Here is a 23380-nt window from a genome sequence, read left to right on the forward strand (position 1 = left end):
ACGGCTTCCTGAAGCGGATAGGGCACGCCCTGACGGCGCTTGAGCTGGGCGCGCTGGTCGGCCGGGAGATCATCCCAACCCGGCTGTTCGGCGCAGACGGAGGCGGGGCCGTAGACCTCGGTCAGGCCGTAAACGTGGGTCAGCTTGATGCCGATGGTCTCGGCGCCCTCGAGCACCGCCACCGGTGGCGCGGCGCCCGCGATCAGCCCGATGAGGGGCTTGGCAGATTTGCCCTTTGGTGCGCCAGGTGCGTTGATGAGCGTGTTGTAGACAATCGGCGCACCGCACATATGGGTCACACCGTGCTTGGGGATCAGCTCGAAAATCTTCGCCGGATCGACCTTGCGCAGGCAGACATTGACGCCGGCCGATGCCGCGATGGTCCATGGGAAACACCAGCCGTTGCAGTGGAACATCGGCAGCGTCCAAAGGTAGATCGGGTGCGTGCCGAGATTGCCGGCCAGAATATTGCTCACGGCGTTAAGATACGCGCCGCGATAATGCGTCACGACGCCCTTCGGGTTACCCGTTGTGCCGGATGTGTAACTCAGTGCAATGGCGTCCCACTCGTCCTGCGGCTGATGCCAGACGAAGTCCGGGTCGCCCGAAGCCACGGCGGCTTCGTATTCCAATTCCCCGATCCGCTTGCCGCCGGCAAAGGCCGCGTCGTCGACGTCGATCACGAGCGGCTTTGGGCTTTTCATCAGACCCAGAGCGTCGGAAATCACGCCTGTGAACTCGGGATCGACCAGAATGATCTTCGCACCACCGTGATCGAGCTGGAACGCGATCGACGCCGCGTCAAGCCGAATGTTGAGTGCGTTGAGGACGCCGCTGGCCATCGGCACGGCGAAATGAACCTCGTTCATCGCCGGGATATTCGGCAGCATCGCTGCGACCGTGTCGCCCCGGCCAATGCCGCGCGAAGCAAGGAACGATGCGAAGCGCTTGCTGCGCTCATAGGTCTGCGCCCAGGTGAACGTGCGGCCTTCGTAAACGGTGCTGGTATGGTCCGGATAGACGCTGGCGCTGCGCGCAAGAAAGCTGAGCGGAGAGAGCGACACGTAATTGGCCGCCGTCTTGTCCAGACCGACGCTGTATTGGCCCTGACCGTTGCTCATATCCGAACTCCCTGATTGGTCCGATAGGTCGAACGCCCGAAACGGACGAGACCCGTACTCTATTTGTCTATACACGATGGTCTCGCCGATCATTCACACCGCCGAATGAGAAGCTATGAAGGGTTGAGGCCGTTCATGCACCATGTCGGCTATAGAGACCCTCAATCTCTGAAGCGTACTTCTTCTGAACATTGAAGCGACGAACCTTCATTGTCGCTGTGACTTCGTCGTCATCGTGATCCAGCTCCTTTGTCAGAAGATGAAATTTCCGGATTTGCGAAACTTGGGCAAGTTGCGCGTTGGCCGTATCGATCTCCGACTGGATCAACTCGCGAAGACTGTCGTTCTCTGTGAGGTTCTTGAAATTTGTGTAGGCGACGCCCTTTTCCTCTGCCCACTTCCCGGCGAGATCATAGTCGATCTGTATCAGTGCCGAGACATACTTACGCGCATCACCTATGACGATGCACTCCTTGATGAACGGGCTCGACTTTACCATGTTCTCGATCTCCGACGGACTGAGGTTCTTTCCACCTGCCGTAATCATGATATCTTTCAGCCTGTCCACGATGCGGAAATGACCATCCTTGAATTCCGCGACATCGCCGGTGTGCAGCCATCCGTCGCGGATCGACATCCTGGTCGCCTCTTCGTTTCGGTAGTACCCCGCAAACACCGTATCTCCGCGAATAAGAAGCTCGTTCGACTCTCCGAGCTTTGTTTCCATCCGGTCGATACCATTACCCACCGTCCCCACCCGCCGGTCAGACAATACCTGCCCGAGCGCAATGCCCGCACTTTCAGTCAGGCCGTAGACCTCGATCAGCGGCACCCCGATGGCGCGAAAGAAATGCACAATCGCGGGCGAGATCGGCGCAGCGCCGGTCATGGCGATGCGGGTCTTTCGCAGCCCAATGAAGTTCTGCAGTGCGCGGAAAATCAGCCAGTACGACAACGCAAACTTGAGTTTTTCGGATAGCGTTCGATCGGCGGCACTCTTCTCCGCAAACGGCTCGCAAGCAGAATAGGCCCGTTCGAATATCGCGCGCCGGACGCGTCCCGCCTCCAGCAGCTTGATGTGGATCGACGAATGCAGTTTTTCCCAAATGCGTGGCACGCCAAGGAACACGCTTGGCGCAACCTCTCGTAGATCCTCCTGCACGGTCCGAATTGACTCTCCGAAACTGACCAACGAGGCCAGATAAGTCGGGACCATCACTGTCGTCATCTGCTCGGCGACGTGACATAGCGGCAAATAGGACAGAACACTTGCCGACTGATCGACAACCAGCCGATCCGCACAACCAATCGCCTGCGCCCGAATGTTCTTGTAGCTCAGCATTGCACCTTTCGGCTTCCCGGTGGAGCCGGAGGTGTAGATAATCAATCCGATCTGCGATAACTGTTGACGATCGATGATGCCATCTACCAAAGCGGCATGGCTCGTCTCCAAGTCGGCGCCAATCGCTTCCAGCGCATCGAACGACATGACTTGATCGGGCGGGTAATCCCTGATGCCCTTGGTTTCAACGACGATAATCCTCCGCAGCTTTGGCAGTTCGTCGCGGCATTCCAGAACCTTGTCGACCTGCTCCTGATCCTCGCACACGATGATCTCGGATTCAGAATGCGCCAGCACATAAGCGACTTCGTTCGACGGACTGGTGGGATAAACCCCAACTGCAATACCGTCGATAATGTTTGCGCCAAGCTGCGCCAGCACCCATTCGATCCGGTTCTCGGACAGAATGCCGATGTGACCGCCTGCACTCAGTCCCAACGCGCGTAAGCCGAGTCCGATATGACGGGCACGGGTATAGTAGTTCTTCCAGGTACACGGATTCCAGATTCCGTATTTTTTTTGCCTGATAGCAACCCGGTTCGGATGAACACAGGCATTCTCACGTAGCGCCTGCGGCAATGTCATCTCAGGAAATCTGTCGCTCATGCGATCCTCATCACAACGTTAGGACAGCCAGCGCTTGCGGCGCTTGTAGTGCTTGATGCCGCGAAAACCCTTGGTCTCGGCGTTCGCCGCGCCGACACCGAGGTAAAATTCCCGAACGTCCTGATCGCGCAGAAGCTGCGCCGTGGGACCATCTGTCACGATCCTTCCCGACTCCATGATGTACCCGTAGGTCGAGACAGCGAAGGCGACGGCCGCATTCTGCTCGACCAACAGCATCGAGACGCCCTGCTCGCGGTTGATGCGAGCGATGATCGTGAAAATTTCCTCCACCAGTTTCGGCGACAGGCCGAGCGACGGTTCGTCGAGCAGCATGAGTTCTGGTTGAGCGATTAGCGCGCGGCCGATGGCCAGCATCTGTTGCTCGCCGCCGGACAGGTAACCGGCGCGTCCGGTTCGCCGCTCGAACAGGCGCGGGAAGTATGTATAGACGAGATCGAAAGGAGTTTTCGCGCCGCTGCGGCCTGACATCGCATAGGTGGCGGCGGTCAGATTCTCCTCGACGGTAAGGTCTTCGAAAATTCTGCGACCTTCCATCACATGGAAGAGCCCGCCCCGCACCAACTGATGCGGAGCGAGACGTGACACGGAGCTCCCCTTGAACAGGATTTCGCCCGTGGTGACCTTGCCATCCTCCAACTCAAGCAAGTTGGAAATGGCCCTGAGCGTGGTTGACTTGCCGGCCCCGTTCGAGCCCAGCAAGGCAACCACCGCTCCCTTGTCGACTTTCAACGACAGGCCGCGGAGCACCTGGACCGTTTTGCTATAAACGACCTCGATATTATTCACTGAGAGAAGTGTGTCCGCGGCCATTGTCATTACTTCGCAATCTTGATCCAGTCGGAGACCGGCTTCATGGTCTTGTTCGCACCGTCGTATTGATAGACGCGACCGACAGGAATGGTGTTGCCAGAGATCGAGATCGGTACGCCGATGATACCGCCGGTATCGAAGTCCTTGATCGAGTTCAACGAGGCCTTCATGTTGCTCGCGGTGAGATCCTTCTTGGCATCGAGCGTACGTTTTGCCGCTTCGATCATTAGCATCGCGGTGAGAAAGCCCTGGGTGTAGTATATCGTCTGATACTCGGGGCGGAGCTGCCGGATTTTGTCGAGCGTTGGCGACGTGCCTTCGGTATCGAAATAGTAGCGATACGGCATCACACCCATGTAGCCGTCAGCGACCGCAGCAGAATTGGCCCAGATGGAATTGTCCATCGACCAGAAGGTACCCATGAACTTGCTTTTGAGGCCCAGTTGCTTCATCTGCGTCATGAATTCCGGCAACGGCGCGAGAACATAGCCGTGAAAGATCGTGTAGTCGGGATCCGCCCGGCGCAGCTTCAAGACTTCGGTCGATACATCGACGCTGGTCGGCGGCGTTGCGATCTTACCGACTATTTTCAGACCTAACTCCGCCGCCCGCTTCTCTGTCGCCGCGATTGGATCCCGGCCGAATTCGGTATCTGAATTGACGAGAGCGATTTTGGCGCCCGGCGTCGTCTTGGCAATGTACTCCAGGAGAATGCCGATCATTTGCGAGTAGTCAGGGCCCGGGATGAACTGATACGGAAAGTTTTTCGGATCGTTCAGCTCAGTCGCGAAGGACGTGCCGGCCATAAGGATGCTGTCACGGCGACTGAGTTCGGCGTTGATCGTCTTGGCGAACCCCGTGGAATCTCCGTAGTAGAGGCTAACCTTCTCGCTGGCGGTGATGCGGTTGAACGCTGCGATCGATTTATCGACCGCATATGCAGTATCTTCGGATACATACTTAATCTTGCGACCCCCGATGCCGCCGGCATCGTTCGCTATCTTCAAATAGTCCTGGATCCCGAGGTTGAGCGGAATACCTGCGAAACCAAATGCACCGGTCAGCGGCATCGATGCGCCGATGACAATATCATCGGCAGCGCGCGCCGACGTTTGGATTCCGAGAGCAAGACAGCCGGCGGCTGCATACGACAGCAATTTCCGACGCGTTGGAAAGATAATCATTGCTTTCTCCCTACATATTACTTTTTGAACGGCCATAGATGGAAGAAACGCCGTATGCGGCGCCAGGTTTCGGCGAGGCCCTGCGGCTCAAACAACAGAAACATAACGATGAGCAAGCCGAAAACGATTGTGCGAATTGGCGACAGCTGTGCCGTCGCATCCGGAATGAAGGTCATGTATGAGACCAACAGCTTGAGAAGCTCCGGGATCACGGTCATGAAGATCGCGCCAAGAATGCCGCCAAGGATCGTACCCATGCCGCCGACGATGACGGCGGCGAGGAAGAATATCGAATAGATCAACGGAAAGCTTTCCGGCGTAACCACGCGAAAGAAGTAGGCCCACATTCCGCCAGCAACACCGGCGTAAAAGGACGAGAGCGCAAAGGAAAGCAGCTTGTACTTCAGCAGAGGAATTCCCAGCACTTCCGCGGAAATATCGCGGTCGCGGATCGCAATGAAGGCGCGGCCGATACGGGTCCGGAACAGGTTGGCTGCGGCGAACACCGATAGTGCGGTCAGTGGCACGAACAGCCAGTACAACTGGAACGGACGCACGAAATCGTATCCGAACAACCGCGCCGGCGGCATACTGAGCCCCTGCGTACCTCCGAGAATCGACGGTCCGTTTGTGTATAGAAAATGCAGAATGAATGATGCCGCAATGGTCGCAATAGCCAGGTAGAGACCTTTTACGCGAAGGCTTGGGACCCCGAAGATCGCGCCGACGCCCGCGGCGACTACTCCAGCCGCAATCAAATTGAAGATAAAGGGCGTACCGACATGGATCTCGAGGATCGCGACCGTATAGGCTCCGACCGACATGAAGGCCGCTTGGCCCACGCTTATGAGACCGGTATAGCCTGTGAGAATGTTGAGACCAGTTGTGCCGACGATATGGATAGCGACGAGACACGCAAGATAAATCCAGTACTGGTCAGCCAAGAATGGAAACACTACCAGCCCTGCGAACAACAACAGCAACATCACGCGCTGCACGTTGGTATCCAAAAAGGATTCTGCCTGGGCATAAGTTTCGTGGGCGGAGCTTATACGCATCAGAGTCGCTCGATCTCGATTGTGCCAAACAATCCGTAGGGCCGGATCATCATGGCAATGATGAGAGTAACAAAAGTGACGAAGAGCTTGAATTCGCCGCCAAGATACGTACCGACGAGCGCTTCAATGACACCGATCGCCAGGCCAGCCACAAGCACCCCGGCAATCGAGTCGAGCCCGCCAACAATTACCGCGACGAGAACCGTCAATCCGAACACGCCCATGCTCGGCGAGATACCACCGATCGAGCCAATGAGGATTCCCGATCCAGCCGTCGCCATCCCCGCGACAATCCACGAAATCGAGAACACCGCTGGAACGTTGATGCCGCATGAAAACGCTGCTCCCTGATCAGCAGCAGTGGCACGCAGCGCCACGCCGCCGCGCCATTTGCGAAAGACCAGGAGAAAACCAGCTATGAGCAACGAAGCGACGAGGAAGCATACCGCTATCTTCGGCGATACATAGGCATCGCCAATGAACACTGGTTTTGTCGGGAGGAAATTGGGCAGTGTTCTGGGATCTCCACCCCAGACGAGTTCAACAAAGCCAATCAACACCGAGCTCAAACCGACCGTCACCATAAACACCGAGATCGGACTTTCACCCAGCATCGGTCGTATGAGCGCCCGCTCCACCACGCCGCCAAGAATACCGCCGCCGATCACCGTCAGTATAATCGCGAGCCACACAGGTAGGGCCAGCGCTGTAGTCAGACCGAAGAAGAAATAGGCGCACAGCATCAACATCTCACCGACGGCAAGATTGATCACCTTCGTCGCTTTGTAGATCAGCACAAAGGCAATGCCCGTCAGGGCAAACAACGCACCTGACCCCAGACCCGACAGAACAACCTCGATAAGAAAGAGCCAGTCCATCATGCTGCCTTTTCGCAAGCGATCCGCCGCGACAATTCACCGACATCGCCGGACCCGAGATAGGCCGTGATCACGTCCGGGTTGTTCTGAATCTCCGCGGGTTTTCCGGCCGCGATCACCTGACCGAAATTCAGCACGACAACATGGTCCGAGATATCCATCACGAGTCCCATGTCATGCTCGACCATCAGGATGGTCACCCCCCACTCTTCCTTTACCTCGAGGATGAAACGCGCCATGTCTTCAGTCTCTTCGCGATTCATGCCCGCCACCGGCTCGTCGAGCATCAACACGCGCGGCTGCATCGCAAGCGCGCGGGCAAGTTCGACGCGCTTGCGCAAGCCATAGGATAGCGACGCGACAGGATGATCGCGGATGTGCTCCATCTCGAGAAAATCAAGCACGCGTCGCTCGAGCTCGGAACGCAGTTCAAGCTCCTCACGCCTGGCGCGACCGAAATACCACAACGCATCGAGCACGTTAGTCTGCATGTGCGCGTGACGGCCGAGCTTGATGTTGTCGAGCACCGTCATGCCGCGAAAGAGCGCGATATTCTGGAACGTGCGCGCCAAGCCGATCTTGGCCCGCGCCGGCGGATGCAGCCGAGTGATGTCCTCACCGTCGAATTCAATCTTGCCGGTCGACGGCCTGTAAAAACCAGATATGCAGTTGAATAGCGACGTCTTGCCGGCGCCATTCGGCCCTATCACGGCCGTGATCGCTCCTGGCGCTACAGAGAAGGTAACATCCGACAGCGCCTTCAGTCCGCCGAACGCAAGCGACAAATGGCTGATGTTCAAGCCTGCAAAGTCCGGCTTAGCAAAATCCGACAATTGATATCCCCCGTTGGCTGTCGCGGCGCTTTTCGCGCTCTTGCAGCCATATTATGAAAGCTTGTCTAATCTTATCGTTTCTGCACTACCGGCGTGCGGTCCCGGTATTTTGCCGCATGTTCATCGAGATGATTACGAGCCTGCTCTTATCGCCGTGCCGATCCTCGATGCCCCTGCGATAGGCGGGCACAAAACGATTTCGCAGCTGGACGTGGGCGACTACGTTAGCTTCCGCACATATCATCGCGTCAAAACACTGGTTGGTATCGGATGCATCTGTAGCAATGCAGTTCGAATGTCCTCGCTTGTCATTTCCCAGTCGTTGTCGAAGTTCGCGACGATCTCTTTCATGAACATCTCGGTCATCGACAACGCCTTCTGTTGGTCGCCGTAATACTCGTTCAGTATCGCCAAAGACAATTGCATTGGCTCATCGCCTTCGTAACTCCATTCAAAGAAACCGCTGCCATAAGTCCTGATATGGAGAACGTGATCCAGCGGTTGCCCATCGACCGTCACCCGCACCCCGTCAATCGATCTCGTTCCCTTGAAAATACTCATGTCCTCGCCTTTCAAGCCTTTGCACCGGTATCGAACCAGGCCGCGCGTACACGCACCTATCGCCACAACCGATCACAACAGTTACGAAAATGCTCGATATGCCAGAAACCCGCCGTCCACTGGCAGTTCGACGCCGTTAACGTACGAAGCTTCATCGGATGACAGGAAGGCGATGGCTTCAGCGACTTCGAGAAAGAGACCGGTGCGCCCTAACGGGACCGACTTCAGAAGCCTTGGACGCAACTCCGGGTCTGCAGATGCAACAGATGTGCGCATCGGCGGCATCCACCCGGGAATAACCGCGTTCGAGCGGATGTTGTCCTTCGCGTAGTATCCCGATGCTGACTTCACGAGAAGAAGTATTGCCGCTTTTGCAGCATTGTACCCCATATGGACGTAATCCGCGCCAACCTTTCCCGCGATGGATGAGACGGCAACGATTGATCCGCCGCCGGCCTGGGCAATGACCGGTGCTGAATGTTTGATGCCAAGGAAAGTTCCACGAGCATGGATCGCAAGGAGACGATCAAAATATTCCGTATCCATGACATCCGGAATCATCCCGCTGATCCCCGCATTGCTAACAAGCCCGTCGAGCCTGCCATAGCTGGATACAGCGAAATTCACCGCACCGATCCAATCCGATTCATTGCGAACATCGAGATGAAAGGCTGACGCAGACCCACCGTCAGAGATAATCGACTGAGCAACTCGCGAAGCGTCTTCATCGAGTATGTCGCCGATAACAATGTTAGCTCCTTTGCGCGCCATAAGGCGAGCAGCGCTCTCACCAAGGCCGCTCGCTGCGCCGGAAATAAGGAAAGTTTTGCCCGTCAGGTTCATTAGAAGTCCCTATTCTCGGTGACGCCGTAACGCGTTGTTTCCCTAACGCGACGTTCTTACTTGTTGACCTGACTTTTCGGTTTGACATCGGGAAAGACCCAAATGGCAAAAACCACGAACAGGCCAACCCCCACGGAGACCAAAGCCGGTGCAATTAGTTCGATGCGGTAGTCGTAAGCTGCGATACCGCAGGCAACAGCAAGAACAAGAATCGAAATCACAGATTTTATCTTGGTCATCATGATCTTATTTCTCGCTCACATCATCGACAGCGTAGCTGCGAAAGAAGAGAACTGACAAAGCATCACCAGCGCGACTGCTTGAACGCAGAGCAAGACCGTCAATCCACCGCGACTGTCGATCCATCGCTCAGGAAACACATCAAGGATGGCAGGCACAAAAAGGAATATCCAACTTGCCATAAGAATGATGCTCGATACGCGAATGGTAAATGCAGCAAACAAAACCGTTCCGAGGAGGAGCAAGAAGAGCAAGAAGATGTTCACGACCACCAGGCTAGTTCCGCTGGGGGTGGAGAGATTGTTTCCGCGCACACCCAAGGGCAGCATGCCGGAAATTATCAGCCCGCTCAGACAACAAGCCAACCAGAGAATGGAAAACCATCCAAGCGACACGAGATCCGGCTCTATTGTACGGGCAATCGAAAGCGCATCCATCGACGTTGCTCCAACTTGCAACTTCTCAAAGCACGACAGGCAAGTTCACTGGCTCTCCGCCAAGCGCTGCAATTTCAGCGTCGGTGTTTTTGCCGTTTTTCGCAGGCCTGACTTTACGTGCCTCCAGCTATTTCCATTGAAGACGTGCCCGAAAAAACCGCGGTCGAGATCGGACGTGCCGTAAACCCAATCAAAAATCGGCGTTCCGATGCCCATATTGACCTCCATCATAATGGAGTGGTCGTGATGGGCCTTGTGATGTCTGCGCGCGGTGTTGACGATCGGACAGTTGATCAGAAACCAGTTGTCTTCCACGTGGCAGCAGAAATGAACGAACTCGTACCACATGTAACTGCCAATCACGCTCGCCATGACAAGCCATCCAACATTAGGCGAGAGCAGCAGACCGGAAATCACCGCGCTAGGCAGAGCCACGAGAAGCATGGTGGCCATTGTGAACGGCGGGAAGAAGGTGACACGCCAGTCCATGTGATCAGCGAATCGCATCTCGTGATCAGTGAAGAATTGATGATGCTGCAGGGTGTGCCGATTGTAGAGTTCACGAAGCGCCCCGTTCTGCGCAGGCCGGTGAAGCCACACACGATGGGCCCAATATTCTCCGAACTGGTACGTCAGGAAAACAACCGGAACGACGCCCCACATCCACCACGCGACGTCACGCAAATTCGCCGCGCAGACGTAAATGACGGCGAAGCCGGAAACAAAAATCACCGCGACGTGAAGCCAGCCGTTGTACCAGGTTGCGATTTGATGACGATAGGTCGCGCGGAACGCGCGTTGCCTATCGGACATGGCTGATTTCTGCAGTTCCATGACCCTTCCTCCCTTTAGCCGACCATTCAGGATCATAGTCCTGATTGCCGACATTTGAAATTTCAGTTGTCGGCAATCAATCCCAAGGCTCGCCGCTTGTCAAGTCTGTTACAGTGGTCCTCTACCGCTCAGCTGAGAGGTCATTTGCGTCGTTGCGATCGGACAAATGTCAGCTATGTGTACTCATATTGATTTGTCCAAATCGAGAGAGAGCCCCGGTCTGATGCTTCGCAAACATCATACTCACAAACGGCAAAAGCCGTTCGCACCCGACGACGATGATTCAAACATCAGTCTGGCCGACCACGCCTATCGCGCTTTGGAGGAGATGATCATTACCCTGCGATTGCAGCCAGGAGCCGCACTCTCCGAACAAACTCTTGCCAGCCAGTTGAATATGGGCAGGACACCGATACGTGAAGCCTTGCGACGTCTGGAACGCGAGGGTTTGGTTCTCATTCTTCCACGAAGGGGGGTTCTGGTCAGCGAATTGAACGTTCACAAACAGCTTAGTCTTTTGGAAATGAGAAGGGAGACTGAACGTTTGCTCGCGCGACTGTCCGCCGAACGCGCCAGCCCAGAACAGAGGAAGGAATTCGCTAACATCGGCTCGAATCTGCGGCAGCTTACCGAGGATACCGATGAAACGCTATTTAGTCGCTGGGACAACCGGCTGACCGAGCTGGAATATGAAGCTTCTCAAAATGAGTTTGCTGCGAAATCCATGGCATTACTGCACGGCCTGTCCAGGAGATTTTGGGTGAAGTACCATAGAAGACATGCAAGCCTCGTTGATACTGCCGTGCTGCACGCGAATTTGGCCGAACAAATTTGCAGAGGCAATGCGAAATCAGCAGCGGCAGCATCCGATAAATTACTGGATTATATTGAGGAATTTACCAGAAACACTATCGTGTAATTTCAGGTTAGATTCCCGATGCCAACGCCTATGAAACGAAGCGTTTAACGCGTTACCCGTCGCGTGACTGCGCATTTCGTTTAACGAAGAGCAACGTCACGATAAAGGGATGCACAGGTGTGAGTTCTGCAAATTTCTGCTTTCTTCTGCATTTCTATTCAAGATAATGCATCGTTTTGCATAGATTTGCAGAGGCCGAAGTGAGTATCTATGTGAATGATGATGTCACAGGGGTGGTCTAAGTGCTGTCAAACAAGCAAGTCGAGATTGGTGCCAAGGCCATTGCCGAGGACATGACGCTTCCCGGCGGCGGCCGGAAAAAGCTGGCGCGGGTTGTTAGCGACTATCTTGACTGGTTCGATGCCGTGGAAGCCCGCGGCCTGACATGGGGCGACATCTCCCGCCTTCTGTTCGCCGCGGGCGCAAAAGGCCGCAATGGCCGCGCGATCCCGGTCGGGACGCTCTCGTCAACCGTATGGCGCAAGCGGTCGGATGCCGCGTCGCCGGCCTCCCCGGCGTCCACCAAAACTCGAACGGCCGATCGGGCCTCCCCTCGAATGGGCCAAGCGGAGCGTATCCACGTTATTCCGAGCAAGCCGACGAACCACGCCGGCGACCAGAACTCTGTAGCGCGAACCAAAAGCCAGCGCGCGTCAAAGGCAAAGCAGCGAACCGCACAACCAGTAAAGTCGGCGTCTCGGACTGCGCCGAGCGATACGACGACGTCGAAAGCTCAGACGCTTGCCTTTATGAAACGAGCCGCATCCATTAGGCGCGGCCGGTCCGATTGAAAAGCGGACGCCCGGTCGAACTTCGCCAAATCTAATTTCCAGTAGTCCAGCCGATGCACGGCGGAGGCACCATAGCCGGCGGTACCGCCAGCGCAGTGATTGTTTAGCGCGCCGTCCGATCAAAGAGGACGGCCAGATCGGCCCCAAGCGCGGATGCCAGCCGGTCCAGCGATTCCAGCGTGGGATTTGCCGTCCCGACCTCAATCGCGCTGATGAGCGCCTGCCGAAGACCGGCTTCGGCCGCGAGGTCATCCTGCGACAGCGCCCGTTCGAGCCTCAGCCGCCGCAAATTGCGGGCCAGAATCCGTTTGGCCGATAGAACTTCCCGCTTCGCCATTCATCAGGATGAACCATCCTGATGACAATCTCGCCACACGCTATAGCGTATAATAAACGCTTTGGCGTATAGGCGAATGACCGGTTCGGGTTCAATGGTTTCCGATTGCCGCAAGATATCAGCGCGCTGCTCCATAGCCTATGCGGTCCGAGTCCTCGTCGATCCGTCACGGACGATGGTGAGATCGGGGGTAGATTTGGCGCGTTGACGTGGCTCACCGGAGACCGGTGAGCCAATCGACTGCCTTTTGCGCCAGGGCTGCGGCGGTAAAGATCGCGCGCTTATCTGATTTGAGCACAGCCAGCCAGTTGGCAAGGTAGGCGGCGTGGTCGGGTCGCGGCTCCAGCGTGATGGAGAGATCGGCACAGAGGAACGCGGCACCGATTTCGGCAACCAGTTCCTCGCGCGCATAGGCGTGGTCGCCAAAGCGCTTGCCAAGATCGCGGTCGCAACGATGCGATGGCGACGTCCAGTGAACCAGTTCGTGTAGTACTGTCGCGTAGTAGCATTCGGCCGCACTCGCCGTCGGTGTGTCGATGAATTGCCCATAGGACGGCATTTCGATGCGGTCGGCGGACGGAATGTAGCAGGCGCGATTGCCCCTGTGCACGATGGTCGCTCTGGTCGCGGCGATGAACGCGTCGGCGCGCTCGACCCGGGTGGACACGGACTCTGTGATCGCAGACGGCTGAGCCGGTGGCGGCACCGGCAGGCCATCGATCTGATCGGTGTTGAAGACAGTATAGGCACGCAGCATGGGAATGCGCGTCACCGTCTCGTCGCCGGTTAGCGCATCATCTTCCGCCCGTTCGATGGTCTTGGCGTAGACCACGGTCGCGCCGTGCTCGCCCTTGCGGACCTGCGCGCCGAGGGCTTTGGCCTGACGGTAGGTCATCCATGTCGGAGACGCGTAGCCATGCTCAACCGCCTCGGACCAGAGAATCAGAACATTGATGCCGCGATAGGGTGTGCCATCGTGGCGAAGCGGTCGGATTGAATCCGAGTCTTTGGACGTTGTGGTCCAGGGCTTGGTCCACGAGCGGGTGCCCTGCTCCAGATCGCGGATGATGGTGTCGGTGACGCGCTGATAAATGTCGGCACGCGGGTTCGCACTGAGATGTTTGCTCATCGGCAATGTCTTTCGATGTGAAGTGATGAGGACCGGCGCGGCCGGAAGCGACCGCGCCGGGTGCGGCTCAGTCGGCGCTGCGGCGCGACCAGATCAGCGAGTGCACGCCGTCTTCGCCCTCGACCAGATTGGCGTAGATCGGGCTGGCGAAGCTCGGATCGTCCAGCTTCACGCTGAAGAAGATCTTGCCACCGTTCTGTGCGGTCTTTTTCCAGGCGGCGCCGAACTCGACGGCGCCGGCGAGGATGCGATAGTCAGGGGCCTTGTCGCTTTCCTTCTCGGTCGGGATGAACTTCGCCTTGACGTTGAGGCTGAGCGTCTTGACCGCGCCCGCAAAGCCGTTGTCGCTCTTAGTGAATGTTCCGATGGTAGCCATGGTCGTCGCTCCGTTTGCTGTCGGGCTCGCGTGATTGCGGCCTCGATGACGGTCCTTGCGCCGGGCGGCGATCGACCTGCACCGGAGGCCGGAGCGAAGCGGAGGACGGCGAACAGGACGGCTTTTTTGTCTTGCGCGAGGAGACACGCGTAGCGTGGCGGGGAAAAAAGCCGGACGCGCCGTTGCAGGGAAACGATCGGGGCCTACAGGCCCTTTACCGCTCGGCGATACCGTCCATCGTCAGAGGCCCAACACCTGCGTGACCGCGTCAGGCAAACGGACGACCGATCTCGGCTATCGGTTTCACGACAACGGTTTCTTGCAGACCGAGCGTTCGAAAGCGGGGACTGTCAAGCAAGCTGACCAAGCCGAACGGGATCAAGGTCACGATGACTTTGGCTCGTTGGCGATGGCGGCGCGCCGTGCCCGATAAACCCACGTAAAATGGACGGCCGGAATTCAGCGCCTGGACGAGCTTTGCAGCAACGATGCCACCGCGTCGTGGTGACAGCGTACAGCGCCTGAGCTGGTAATCCGTAGCATCTTGGCTGTCGCAGCGGCCCGTGTTCTGACGCGCCGTTGTTCATAGCGACACGCGCCGATCCGCGGCGATCATGCGGACGTGAGCGCGACGCGACATTCAGCCGTGGAGGTCCTGGCACCTCGGCTATCGAAGATCAGACAGTTCTCCGACAGCATCGATCACATCGACAAGGCAAGACTCAGCTGCAGCGACAAGCTGACGGCCACCGCGACGGATCGATCGGAACTGTCGTCAAAACGGTCGACGCGGTTCTATCCACAGAGCGGTCCCGCCGCAGCAGAACTCCGCCAGACTGAATCGTACGTGCGACCATCCGCTGGCGTTTTGAATGGCAAAGGATTTGCGTGTAACGGCGCTGCGGGTCGGAGCCTGTCGCTGACCGGTGGCCGCTTGGGTCATGCTGTCGCCCACGGGCGTGAAGGACGAGTGCAGATGCGTTTCGCTACGGCTCCGCAAGACATGGCGAAGTGGCTTGCACCGTCCGACATTCTTTGCGCGATCTCGTTCGCTCGCGGCTGCCGCGCATCGACTGACGCGACGCGGCAGGCTCCGGACGGTGACACCTTGAGAACTACCAGCTCCTCGACCTCGCGCTCGCGTCCAGCCGATGCTGTATCGATCCGCCAGATACGCAAGATCGCTGCATGTGGCAGGCCTGCCGCCATCCGCCATTCAAGCTTTTCACCGAACACGCGGCCAGCACCGCGCCAACTCACGGCCAATGGGGAGTGTCGTTGCCGTTTCGGCTGCCAGATGGCGATCCCGACGATGTTGCCTTCATCGGCGTACTCGGCCACGTAACCGGCCGGACCGGGGCAACGCCATTGATTGAACCCCTCGCGTGATCGATCTTGGCAAGACGGTGCATGGGTGGGGGTATAGATACGCCCCCTCAGCCGCATGGACGGCTGATATGCCCACAGTCAGCAATCCGAAAATTAATCCGCCGCATGCAGGATTCATATACGCACGGCTTGCTGTTGTTGTAAGCGCCGGACCTCGGCAGGGTTCGATCCGTAAAACATACGGCGTCGGTTTACCTTGCCCGAAATGACCGTCAACAGACTCGCAATACCGGGCAGCAGCCAGAATGCGCCCAGACCGCCGATCGGCAGCATCAACGTCCCCAGCACGATATGATGAACTATCACCATGTTACGCAGGTTATGACGGTCAAAGACCGCCATGTCCTCAGCTTTGATGCCCCATAGCTGGTAGTGATATCGCCGTCCGTAAACAAACATCTTGTCAAAGAGGAACTCGCTGGCGCTTCCCAATTGAAGCAGCGCGGCAGCATCGTTGCAAACTGCGACCTTATCGATCTGGATTCGGCGGCCGGATGGTTCGGTGATTTCAAGATAAGCGTAAACCGTCAGATAGTTGTCGAACTGGTGCTGGCCGTGTGCCGTCACCGTTCCCTTGATACTGAGCAAACCCATTGTCTCACCCTGTAAATCCTCACAGAAACACGTTACACGTTAAAACGTGTTATATACGTTAAAGCGTTTGACTGCATTTTCGACAACGCTTGTCTTCCGACCGGCAACGCGCCAAGTACGGGACCGGAGGCCGCACGATGGCCTCCGGTGCCGGCATTCTGCCGATTCATTCCGCCGCAATCATGCCTTCGGCGTTGTCTACGGCCCACTCTTCGTCATCGCTCGCCCCGTCAGCGGAGTGAACAATGGCCGGACCTGCGATGATCCGGGGAAGCCACCCCGTTCCGGCGACAAGCTGCTCGGCAGTTTCCGCCATCGGTGCCTTCTTCATGGCCGCGATACGATCAGCGGCTTCCGGCCCGACCGCCTCGCTGACGGCAGCGATAATATGGTCCTTGGCGACCCGGCCAAAGTAGGATCGCGCCGTCGGCGTCCAGTACTGGCTCATATTGAGAGCAAGCACTGTCGCAAGCGTATCCGCCGTCGCCAACGCACGCGGCTTCCTGTCCCATGGCACTCTGACCGCGAACACGGTCAAAGCTGCGCAGTGGGCGAACAGCGCCATGCGGCTGTCGTGATCGAGTTCAACAACAAAGCTCCAGAGACCGGACGGTGATTCTGGCAGTTGCACCGCCCATCGGTCATGACGATCCGCCAACGCGTTTGCGGCGGCGGTATCCTCGATGCCCTCGGCATGAGCTGCAAGTGCTGCACTCGTGGGCCGGATGTCGAGGCAAGACGTGGCTTGGTAATAGAACGTCTGCGCCACCATGGCATGGATGACCGCAATCAGCGCCACGTCCGGTTGCTCGCCCAGCGCGAGACGCAAGCCCAGCGTGCGATGCGCGGTCAGATCACGCACCAGCAAATCCGACAAGGGCTTGCCGGTTGCCGCCTCGTCGTCCTGACCGACCGACCGCGCGCCTTCGTCAAGGTCGTCCGTGCCTGAGCGGCCATCGGCATCGTCCGCGTCCGTCACCGGACTGGCCGGGTGCAGATGCTCATCCTCACGACGCACAAAACCGCGCTCGATCCGCAGCGTCCCATCATGATTCAGTATCACGAACGCGCCACAGCGGCTGACTACATCAGGATCATAGGCCTCGCGCTTGGCGTCGATGCGCTCGATTTCGGCCTCAAGCTCACCAAACCGCTCATCAATATCGTCGGGCAACTCCTCGACGCCCTCGAATTGCGTGGTGAGAGCGTCATAGGCCGCCTGCGCCGCCTCATAGGCCGCAGCGTCCTGTGGCGAAAGGTCAACCGGTGACGGATAGAGCCGCCGCAGGCCGTGCGAATGCGGGTAATCAAGATGAGCTTCCGCCCATTTCCAACCCTCGCGTTTGCAAAGCTCGGCGGCGGCGCGCTCCAGCCCCTCCTTGGTCAGGCGATCCAGCAACACGGTGTCCTCCAGGTAACCGCCCTGATCTTCCGAGAACAGATCGCGCAGGATGATCCCTCCCGCTGCCTCGTAAACTTCCAGCCCGACGAAGCGCGCCCGGCGATCCCGCGCCGGAACATTGGTTTCTGTCAACAAGCGCCGGATCGCGTAAGGCTCGCGGTTGTGGATCAGACGCTCAAAGGCGTCTTCCTGCCGCGCATGATCCTCGGTGATGGCAAAGGCCATCAATTGATCCAGCGTCAGGTCGCCGTCGCGATAGACTTGCATCAGCCTTGGCGACACCGACCCAAGCCGCAACCGTTGACGCACGACATGCGCGGTAACGCCGAACCGGGCCGCGATTTCTTCGGCACCGTAGCCTTTTTCTTCGGCGAGATACTTGAACACCTCGAACTGATCCGCCGGATGCATGTTGGTGCGCGTGACATTCTCGTCGAGAGAGATTTCTTTCGGATCGTTCGCGGTGTCGAGAACGCAGCGGATCGGCTCCGACTTCTTGATCTGCTTGCGCTTGGCAAGCAACAATTGCGCCAGCCGCCGTCCTTCGCCGACCGTGACCAGATAAAATCCGGTCGCTTCGCTGTCCGCATCCACCTCGGGTTCGACCACAAGGTTTTGCAACATCCCCTTGGCGGCGATGCTGCCCGCCAGAGCTTCGATGGCAGCTTCGCCATGTGGCATCTTGCGGGCGTTCTTCGGGGACTTCTTGAGCTTGCTGAGTGGGACGAAAATTTGCACCCCGCTCTCAACAACGGGTTCTGCGTGCTTGGCCGACATGATTGATCTCCTTTTGGTTTCATGGGCGCAGAGCGCACCTCGCGCCTGCGCCCTGCCCGTCGGCGAGACCGGGGTAGCAAGGACAAGGGCGGCGGGGCGGAGGGGGATCACCCGGCCTGCACAAGCGATTTGAATTATGAGAATTTACGCAGCGGTCCGCGCGGAAGGTCGGGGAGACCGCCCCGCCGGTCCCGGATCTTCCGGGACTTCACCCTTGTCGGCGCGAGGGCAGAGCCCTTAGCTCTCAAACAGAGAAAGGGCGTCTGTGCCGCAGCGAAGCGAAGGCAGTCGGCAGTCGCGAGACCGGTGCAAAAAGGCACCCGCAGGAGGGTCAGCATAGCGCCGCCTCTTGGCGGGACCCGGGACCGAGCGCCTCCGGCAAGCGACACAAACGAACTTCACGCTTACTCGTCGCGCGGGGATCGAAGCCGAAGGCCGAGACGCAGCTTTGCGGCTCGGTTCACAAGAGCCCGGTGCGGTTAAGTTCGGTCATGGGTATCTCCATGACTGGCGCCGCGAAACTCTCTCGCCACTTCTAACCCGTCACGGAATCCCGGCCACTCTCCAACTCTGAGGTAGCCGGGCTCTGCCAAGCGCGCCAATAGAGCCTTGGAAATTCCGGAGGTGAACGGCTGCTGCGGAAGCAGCCGAATTCTGGGGGCGTGTACCCCTGCATGCTCATACCCCCTATGCCCCCTACGGTCCCTATGGACCATGCTTCACCACTATCCGTCTCTGAGCGTGTTTCGGCCGGTCGTTGTTTCGTACGAAACAAGCCTGAGGCCCTCTCCGACTATTCGGCCTTCTTCACTACATAGGTCGACGTGCCCCATACGCCGGCGGGGATGTTGCGGATCATGACGTAACCGGCCGCGCGCGTACCGGCGAGATTCGCTACAAAGCTGGAAAGGCTCTGACGGCTACCGGAACCCTGGGGATCGGCCAGCATGCGCAGGCGAATATCGAGATTCTTGACCTTGACCGCGCGATCACCGTAGAGGTCGTGCCACAGCGTGAAGAATTCGACCAACTGGACGCGGCGCGGATCGTCGCGCTTGATGTCGCTGATACGCTTGACAGGATCGGCGCAACCGAGCGCGACCAGGGGATCCCGGCACCAGCGAGCCCAGCGTTCGAAGCTGCCGAGCGGCAGGCCGCGCTTGATGTCATTCCGACGTCCCCACCGCCAGATCGTCAACGCTGCGGCGAGGAGCTCACGCCGCCGGCTCTGGACAGAAGCGGCAAACTCGTGAGTAAACGAACGCAGCTCGGGGTCTTCGCAACCCGCATCCAGATCCACGACGAGAAAACGCCTCGCCAGATCCTCGGACACGCGCAAAGCGTTGCCGGTGATCGCGAGAAAGGCATTGGTAGGGATCTGGACGAGCTTTGTGTTCTCACGAAACGGCCGAATGGCGCACGGGTTCTCCGTGACAATCTGGGCGAGCAGATTGGAGCGAAGGACCTCAGCATTGACGTTGTCGATGAAGATTAACGGCTGGGCCGCAACGAGGGCAGCCGTCAATCGCTTATCCAATTCTGACCGATCGCCGGAACTGGTGAAGGGGTTGGGCGCGATGTCGTAGGCGATGCGCGCGATCGCGCGGACGAGCTGGCCCTTTCCGGTGCCGGCCCCGGAAAACTGCGGCGCACGGATGATGAACCCAGGCGTCAGAGACAAACTCGGGCGGCAAACCGCAGTCAGCAGGCCGGTGAGGAAGGCGGACTCGTCGACTCTGGGCGGCTGGCCCGGGTCGACGATCTTTCCGTTGCGTGAGGTCGTGGTGGTGACTGCGTCGGCGAAAGGAAACGTCAGGAAGGCGGAGCGCAAGCGGGCGAGCGCCTGTTTAGCCTGCTTCTCGGACGGGCGCTCGGGGATGGGCGGCGTATCGATGCCAACACACCAGAAGCGGGTTTCGGGATCGAACCCTTGAGCAAGGCGGATCGAGCCGTCGTCCGAGAGAATGGGGGCCCTGCAGATTCCATTAAGATCGTGCACGCCCCACGCGTCATGGCGGTTGAGATACAAGCGCGCAACGGCCGCCGGCAGCGTCACCGGCTTGCTGACAAGCTCGCCGCCAACGATCTTCTTCTCGACGGGCCGGCAGACCGCGTGAGTAAAATTGACGACGTCATGAGCGTTGAGCGGCCGAATCGAGCATCCGTCGGCATTCTTGACGAGCTTGATTAGGGAGGCGCCCCGCTGAAACAGCGTGTCCGAGGTCGCGAGGCGCTGCGAGAGGTCCGCTGCGGTAGCCGGCAGGTCCGCAACATCGACGACCAGTTCGGGCAGCGCGTCAAGCTTGGGCTTTGTATCCGTTCCCGCCGATTGCTGCCTGGCGCGCGGGCTCTTGGAATGCGGCTTCTTGTTGGGCATGTGAGTATCGGTCCTCGAATTCGGCGTCCCAAGCCGTGTCTCGACGACACGGGTGCGAGCGCCATCTGCAATTGATGGCACCGAAAATATCCACCTTGTACAAGTTAGGGAGGTAGACGGGGTCGGGGGAGTAATTGCCGAAATTGCAGGAAGCTCAATGACTGCGGAGCATACAGTTCTGGGAGCGCGCCCGTTTCGTTCTCACAGAGCCAACATGCCAAGGGCGATATCGTCCGCCTCAGCGAGATGCATGACCCGCGGCGATAAGCGCTCCGCGTGCGCGACCGCCATGTCTAATTGATAGATCAACGTTGGCAGCAAGCTCTCGGAAATCTCGAGGACCGCATTGATGCAGTGTCGCTCAAGCTCGATGAGAGGCACTCCTCCGTTATCATACAGCTCGAGCGCGCGAAGCACCCTTGACGGAAGCAAGGTTCGAAACAAATCAAGAGCAACGCTGTACGAGGCATCATACTTGCGCTGAGACAGACGGGTCTTGAGGAGTTCGCTGATTTTACTGCGATGCAGTCGCGCCATCCTGCTTGTCGCCTCGATCGCACGAAGCTTGGATCGTCGTTCGGAAAGTGCCTTTCGAACCGTTATTGCCGGGAGAACGTGGGCAAAGAGCCCGAATCGGTCGAATGTTTGGGCAACATAAGCCTCTCCTACGCTTAGCTCGCCCGTGAAGATACCGCCGTGGTAGCCTCTTTCAATTGTAATGGCGCGCCAAAGGTTAACGCGCTCGAGTGCCCTAGGATCGATTGCATCCCCGACTTCGGGAGAGCGAAAATCAATCCGCTCAAGGGCGAGAGGATAGTGGCGAGTGACATGTGCGAGGCCAGCCACGTAGATTGTCTGCCGCCACGTCGGCTGAACACGCACAACGGCGGACGTACAATCAATGCTCGCATCGACGTGTTCAATCCAATCGACGAGTTGAACTGTCCACGGCACAGCATTCGGCGGTTTCGGTAAGACCCGGCCGATCAAAGCGGAAAGCTCTGGATCTGCACGCACGGTCATTGCTCAAACGTGGGATCGCGCCGCCGCGAGCTGCCGCCGTCCGGCCGGTTGCCGTCTGCCGTTCCCCGATACGGCCGAATGTTGCAGATAATTTACAGTCGCCCGCGCCATCTCTGACATCAATTCGAACACTTCAGGAGCGGGCGCATTTGTACGGCGAAATGACTCCGGAAATTTCCTGAGGTCGTACCGCCTGCCTTTCAATTTAAGCACCAGCGGAAGCACTTCGATATCCTCGACGTCGAATCGCGTCATAAGTTTACGTGTAGCGGCACTTGGAGGAAGCTTCTCCTTCTTTCCCATAATGTGGGTAAGATCAGGAACGAGAATTGTCCCATGACTTCCAACGCTCATCATGAGAGCAGCGAGCCCCTTGTGATCTTCGTCGTCTTTATCGAACACCGCGGGCTCAAACCAACGTGTGGTTGGGATTGTCTGTTTGCCTAGGGGCGGAATGATGTTGAAGGCAACCCGACGAATATCCGGCTTAGACAAGTAATCTGCAAACTGCTGCATCTCCTCGAATGCCGTTCGGTTGAAGTGGGACGTCGGATCGGACTTCGTTCCACGCGTGCCCTGGGCAGCATAGTAAGGATAGATCGGAAGTCGCAGTCCCATTTCATCACTCCGTAATTGCATTCTCGGGCCCAAACACCCCAGACCCCGTCACCTCCCTAATCACTCTCGTATTTGCTCTTGTGGCGGGGCCGCACGCAATCATGCGTCCGAGCGGTAAACAAAGAGCTGAGTGATGAAGATGTCCAAGAAAGTCGTTGAAGCTTCGGTTAGCGCCAGGTTGCTGAAATCGGGAAAAGCTTCGCCGGCCGACCGCACCTTGCGGAAGACGGACTTGTCACGTCACGTGGAAAAGAAACTCGATCCGATCCCGCAGTCCTACGGGCCACTCGGACAAGCGTGGAAGTTCTTCAATCGCCAGCTGTTCGCCGGCGCATTGCCGCCGTGCCTGATTACGCTACAGCGCCGCAAGCGCTCGCTCGGTTACTTCTCCGGCCGGCGGTTCAAGTCCGCGGACGGCGTTCATGTGACCGACGAGATCGCACTCAACCCGACATACTTCGCCAGCAGCGGTGCAAAGGACGTTTTGTCGACGCTGGCGCACGAACAAGCGCATCAATGGCAGCAGCATTTCGGCAAGCCGTCGGGCTCCGGCTACCACAACAAGCAGTGGGCGGTGAAAATGCGCGAAATCGGATTGATCCCGAGCGATACCGGCCGTCCCGGCGGCAAGACGACGGGCCCCCGGATGAGCCATTACATCGAAGCGGGCAGTTTGTTCGATCGCGCCGCTGACCGTCTGATCGCCAAAGGCTTCGTGCTGGCGTTCGTCGAGTGCGAGTCCGACGGCGCCGACGGGCTCGCCCTGAAAAAACGGTTGAGCAAGACCCGCTATAGCTGCCCGGCCTGCGGTCTGAATGCATGGGCTAAGCCAAACGCTGGATTAATGTGCACGACCTGCAAAATCGTTCTGGTCTGACCA

23 protein-coding genes are annotated in these 23380 nt (G+C 58.0%); 2 read left to right on the plus strand and 21 right to left on the minus strand.

Annotated features, from left to right (window positions below):
- From ACEK02_RS12390 to ACEK02_RS12445, 12 genes are all read right to left on the minus strand, one after another.
- The coding region (locus ACEK02_RS12390; RefSeq protein WP_371422010.1) for an AMP-binding protein at positions 1 to 1121 on the minus strand (1121 nt) is incomplete at its 3' end.
- A 133-nt stretch (positions 1122 to 1254) separates the two neighbouring features.
- On the minus strand, positions 1255 to 3069 hold the full coding sequence (locus ACEK02_RS12395; RefSeq protein WP_061979199.1) for an AMP-binding protein: 1815 nt from the start codon (positions 3067 to 3069) through the stop codon (positions 1255 to 1257).
- An 18-nt stretch (positions 3070 to 3087) separates the two neighbouring features.
- Positions 3088 to 3900: an ABC transporter ATP-binding protein gene (locus ACEK02_RS12400; protein WP_210179984.1), complete on the minus strand. Its 813-nt coding sequence runs from the start codon at positions 3898 to 3900 to the stop codon at positions 3088 to 3090.
- 5 nt (positions 3901 to 3905) lie between these two features.
- Positions 3906 to 5084 (minus strand): ABC transporter substrate-binding protein, encoded by a 1179-nt coding sequence (locus ACEK02_RS12405; RefSeq protein WP_061979197.1) that lies wholly within the window; start codon positions 5082 to 5084, stop codon positions 3906 to 3908.
- Between the two features lie 17 nt (positions 5085 to 5101).
- Positions 5102 to 6082, minus strand: a complete 981-nt coding sequence (locus tag ACEK02_RS12410; RefSeq protein WP_371422011.1) for a branched-chain amino acid ABC transporter permease — start codon at positions 6080 to 6082, stop codon at positions 5102 to 5104.
- Between the two features lie 59 nt (positions 6083 to 6141).
- Complete coding sequence (locus tag ACEK02_RS12415; protein WP_321175236.1) at positions 6142 to 7023, minus strand: branched-chain amino acid ABC transporter permease; 882 nt, start codon at positions 7021 to 7023, stop codon at positions 6142 to 6144.
- Positions 7020 to 7853, minus strand: a complete 834-nt coding sequence (locus tag ACEK02_RS12420; RefSeq protein ID WP_321175235.1) for an ABC transporter ATP-binding protein — start codon at positions 7851 to 7853, stop codon at positions 7020 to 7022. Before ACEK02_RS12420 ends, ACEK02_RS12415 begins: the two co-directional genes overlap by 4 nt.
- A gap of 240 nt (positions 7854 to 8093) precedes the next feature.
- Entirely contained in the window at positions 8094 to 8414 is a 321-nt protein-coding gene (locus ACEK02_RS12425) for a DUF6166 domain-containing protein (protein WP_061979207.1), read from the minus strand.
- Positions 8415 to 8495: 81 nt separating this feature from the next.
- On the minus strand, positions 8496 to 9257 hold the full coding sequence (locus tag ACEK02_RS12430; protein WP_061979193.1) for an SDR family NAD(P)-dependent oxidoreductase: 762 nt from the start codon (positions 9255 to 9257) through the stop codon (positions 8496 to 8498).
- 56 nt (positions 9258 to 9313) lie between these two features.
- Positions 9314 to 9499 carry a hypothetical protein gene (locus ACEK02_RS12435; RefSeq protein ID WP_061979192.1) on the minus strand — a complete coding sequence of 62 codons (186 nt, stop codon included), beginning with the start codon at positions 9497 to 9499 and terminating at the stop codon, positions 9314 to 9316.
- Positions 9500 to 9514: 15 nt separating this feature from the next.
- On the minus strand, positions 9515 to 9934 hold the full coding sequence (locus ACEK02_RS12440; RefSeq protein ID WP_061979191.1) for a hypothetical protein: 420 nt from the start codon (positions 9932 to 9934) through the stop codon (positions 9515 to 9517).
- A 45-nt stretch (positions 9935 to 9979) separates the two neighbouring features.
- On the minus strand, positions 9980 to 10768 hold the full coding sequence (locus tag ACEK02_RS12445) for a sterol desaturase family protein (RefSeq protein WP_061979190.1): 789 nt from the start codon (positions 10766 to 10768) through the stop codon (positions 9980 to 9982).
- 223 nt (positions 10769 to 10991) lie between these two features.
- On the opposite strand from ACEK02_RS12445, the gene ACEK02_RS12450 reads away from it, so the two are divergent.
- Positions 10992 to 11687 carry a GntR family transcriptional regulator gene (locus tag ACEK02_RS12450; protein ID WP_061979189.1) on the plus strand — a complete coding sequence of 232 codons (696 nt, stop codon included), beginning with the start codon at positions 10992 to 10994 and terminating at the stop codon, positions 11685 to 11687.
- Between the two features lie 894 nt (positions 11688 to 12581).
- On the opposite strand, the gene ACEK02_RS12455 is transcribed toward ACEK02_RS12450, so the two are convergent.
- From ACEK02_RS12455 to ACEK02_RS12495, 9 genes are all read right to left on the minus strand, one after another.
- Positions 12582 to 12815 (minus strand): helix-turn-helix domain-containing protein, encoded by a 234-nt coding sequence (locus ACEK02_RS12455; protein WP_371422012.1) that lies wholly within the window; start codon positions 12813 to 12815, stop codon positions 12582 to 12584.
- Between the two features lie 214 nt (positions 12816 to 13029).
- Positions 13030 to 13944 carry an ArdC family protein gene (locus ACEK02_RS12460; protein WP_371422013.1) on the minus strand — a complete coding sequence of 305 codons (915 nt, stop codon included), beginning with the start codon at positions 13942 to 13944 and terminating at the stop codon, positions 13030 to 13032.
- 67 nt (positions 13945 to 14011) lie between these two features.
- Positions 14012 to 14320: a DUF736 domain-containing protein gene (locus tag ACEK02_RS12465; protein WP_371422014.1), complete on the minus strand. Its 309-nt coding sequence runs from the start codon at positions 14318 to 14320 to the stop codon at positions 14012 to 14014.
- A gap of 939 nt (positions 14321 to 15259) precedes the next feature.
- A complete protein-coding gene (locus ACEK02_RS12470) occupies positions 15260 to 15661 on the minus strand; it encodes a hypothetical protein (protein WP_371422015.1) in 402 nt (133 codons plus the stop codon).
- A 162-nt stretch (positions 15662 to 15823) separates the two neighbouring features.
- Entirely contained in the window at positions 15824 to 16303 is a 480-nt protein-coding gene (locus ACEK02_RS12475; protein WP_371422016.1) for a hypothetical protein, read from the minus strand.
- A gap of 166 nt (positions 16304 to 16469) precedes the next feature.
- The gene (locus ACEK02_RS12480; RefSeq protein ID WP_371422017.1) at positions 16470 to 18482 is read right to left on the minus strand and encodes a ParB/RepB/Spo0J family partition protein; all 2013 of its coding nucleotides are present in this window, start codon (positions 18480 to 18482) and stop codon (positions 16470 to 16472) included.
- Positions 18483 to 19275: 793 nt separating this feature from the next.
- Entirely contained in the window at positions 19276 to 20859 is a 1584-nt protein-coding gene (locus ACEK02_RS12485) for a hypothetical protein (RefSeq protein ID WP_371422018.1), read from the minus strand.
- Positions 20860 to 21060: 201 nt separating this feature from the next.
- Positions 21061 to 21882, minus strand: coding sequence for a hypothetical protein (locus tag ACEK02_RS12490; RefSeq protein ID WP_371422019.1), 822 nt, complete (start codon positions 21880 to 21882; stop codon positions 21061 to 21063).
- A gap of 3 nt (positions 21883 to 21885) precedes the next feature.
- On the minus strand, positions 21886 to 22500 hold the full coding sequence (locus ACEK02_RS12495; RefSeq protein WP_371422020.1) for a hypothetical protein: 615 nt from the start codon (positions 22498 to 22500) through the stop codon (positions 21886 to 21888).
- A gap of 232 nt (positions 22501 to 22732) precedes the next feature.
- Here ACEK02_RS12495 and ACEK02_RS12500 point away from each other — a divergent pair, with 232 nt between their 5' ends.
- Entirely contained in the window at positions 22733 to 23377 is a 645-nt protein-coding gene (locus ACEK02_RS12500; RefSeq protein WP_371422021.1) for a SprT-like domain-containing protein, read from the plus strand.
- Positions 23378 to 23380: the final 3 nt, after the last annotated feature.

It is taken from the genome of Tardiphaga sp. (genome assembly GCF_041424195.1).
Taxonomy (GTDB): domain Bacteria; phylum Pseudomonadota; class Alphaproteobacteria; order Rhizobiales; family Xanthobacteraceae; genus Tardiphaga.

Coding starts and splice junctions, on each gene's coding strand:
- ACEK02_RS12405 (WP_061979197.1), bottom strand. CDS start 5,084: ATGATTATCTTTCCAACGCGTCGGAAATTGCTGTCGTATGCAGCCGCC.
- ACEK02_RS12430 (WP_061979193.1), bottom strand. CDS start 9,257: ATGAACCTGACGGGCAAAACTTTCCTTATTTCCGGCGCAGCGAGCGGC.
- ACEK02_RS12495 (WP_371422020.1), bottom strand. CDS start 22,500: ATGGGACTGCGACTTCCGATCTATCCTTACTATGCTGCCCAGGGCACG.
- ACEK02_RS12485 (WP_371422018.1), bottom strand. CDS start 20,859: ATGCCCAACAAGAAGCCGCATTCCAAGAGCCCGCGCGCCAGGCAGCAA.
- ACEK02_RS12450 (WP_061979189.1), top strand. CDS start 10,992: ATGCTTCGCAAACATCATACTCACAAACGGCAAAAGCCGTTCGCACCC.
- ACEK02_RS12475 (WP_371422016.1), bottom strand. CDS start 16,303: ATGGGTTTGCTCAGTATCAAGGGAACGGTGACGGCACACGGCCAGCAC.
- ACEK02_RS12440 (WP_061979191.1), bottom strand. CDS start 9,934: ATGGATGCGCTTTCGATTGCCCGTACAATAGAGCCGGATCTCGTGTCG.
- ACEK02_RS12460 (WP_371422013.1), bottom strand. CDS start 13,944: ATGAGCAAACATCTCAGTGCGAACCCGCGTGCCGACATTTATCAGCGC.
- ACEK02_RS12435 (WP_061979192.1), bottom strand. CDS start 9,499: ATGATGACCAAGATAAAATCTGTGATTTCGATTCTTGTTCTTGCTGTT.
- ACEK02_RS12425 (WP_061979207.1), bottom strand. CDS start 8,414: ATGAGTATTTTCAAGGGAACGAGATCGATTGACGGGGTGCGGGTGACG.
- ACEK02_RS12395 (WP_061979199.1), bottom strand. CDS start 3,069: ATGAGCGACAGATTTCCTGAGATGACATTGCCGCAGGCGCTACGTGAG.
- ACEK02_RS12465 (WP_371422014.1), bottom strand. CDS start 14,320: ATGGCTACCATCGGAACATTCACTAAGAGCGACAACGGCTTTGCGGGC.
- ACEK02_RS12445 (WP_061979190.1), bottom strand. CDS start 10,768: ATGGAACTGCAGAAATCAGCCATGTCCGATAGGCAACGCGCGTTCCGC.
- ACEK02_RS12415 (WP_321175236.1), bottom strand. CDS start 7,023: ATGATGGACTGGCTCTTTCTTATCGAGGTTGTTCTGTCGGGTCTGGGG.
- ACEK02_RS12400 (WP_210179984.1), bottom strand. CDS start 3,900: ATGGCCGCGGACACACTTCTCTCAGTGAATAATATCGAGGTCGTTTAT.
- ACEK02_RS12480 (WP_371422017.1), bottom strand. CDS start 18,482: ATGTCGGCCAAGCACGCAGAACCCGTTGTTGAGAGCGGGGTGCAAATT.
- ACEK02_RS12455 (WP_371422012.1), bottom strand. CDS start 12,815: ATGGCGAAGCGGGAAGTTCTATCGGCCAAACGGATTCTGGCCCGCAAT.
- ACEK02_RS12490 (WP_371422019.1), bottom strand. CDS start 21,882: ATGACCGTGCGTGCAGATCCAGAGCTTTCCGCTTTGATCGGCCGGGTC.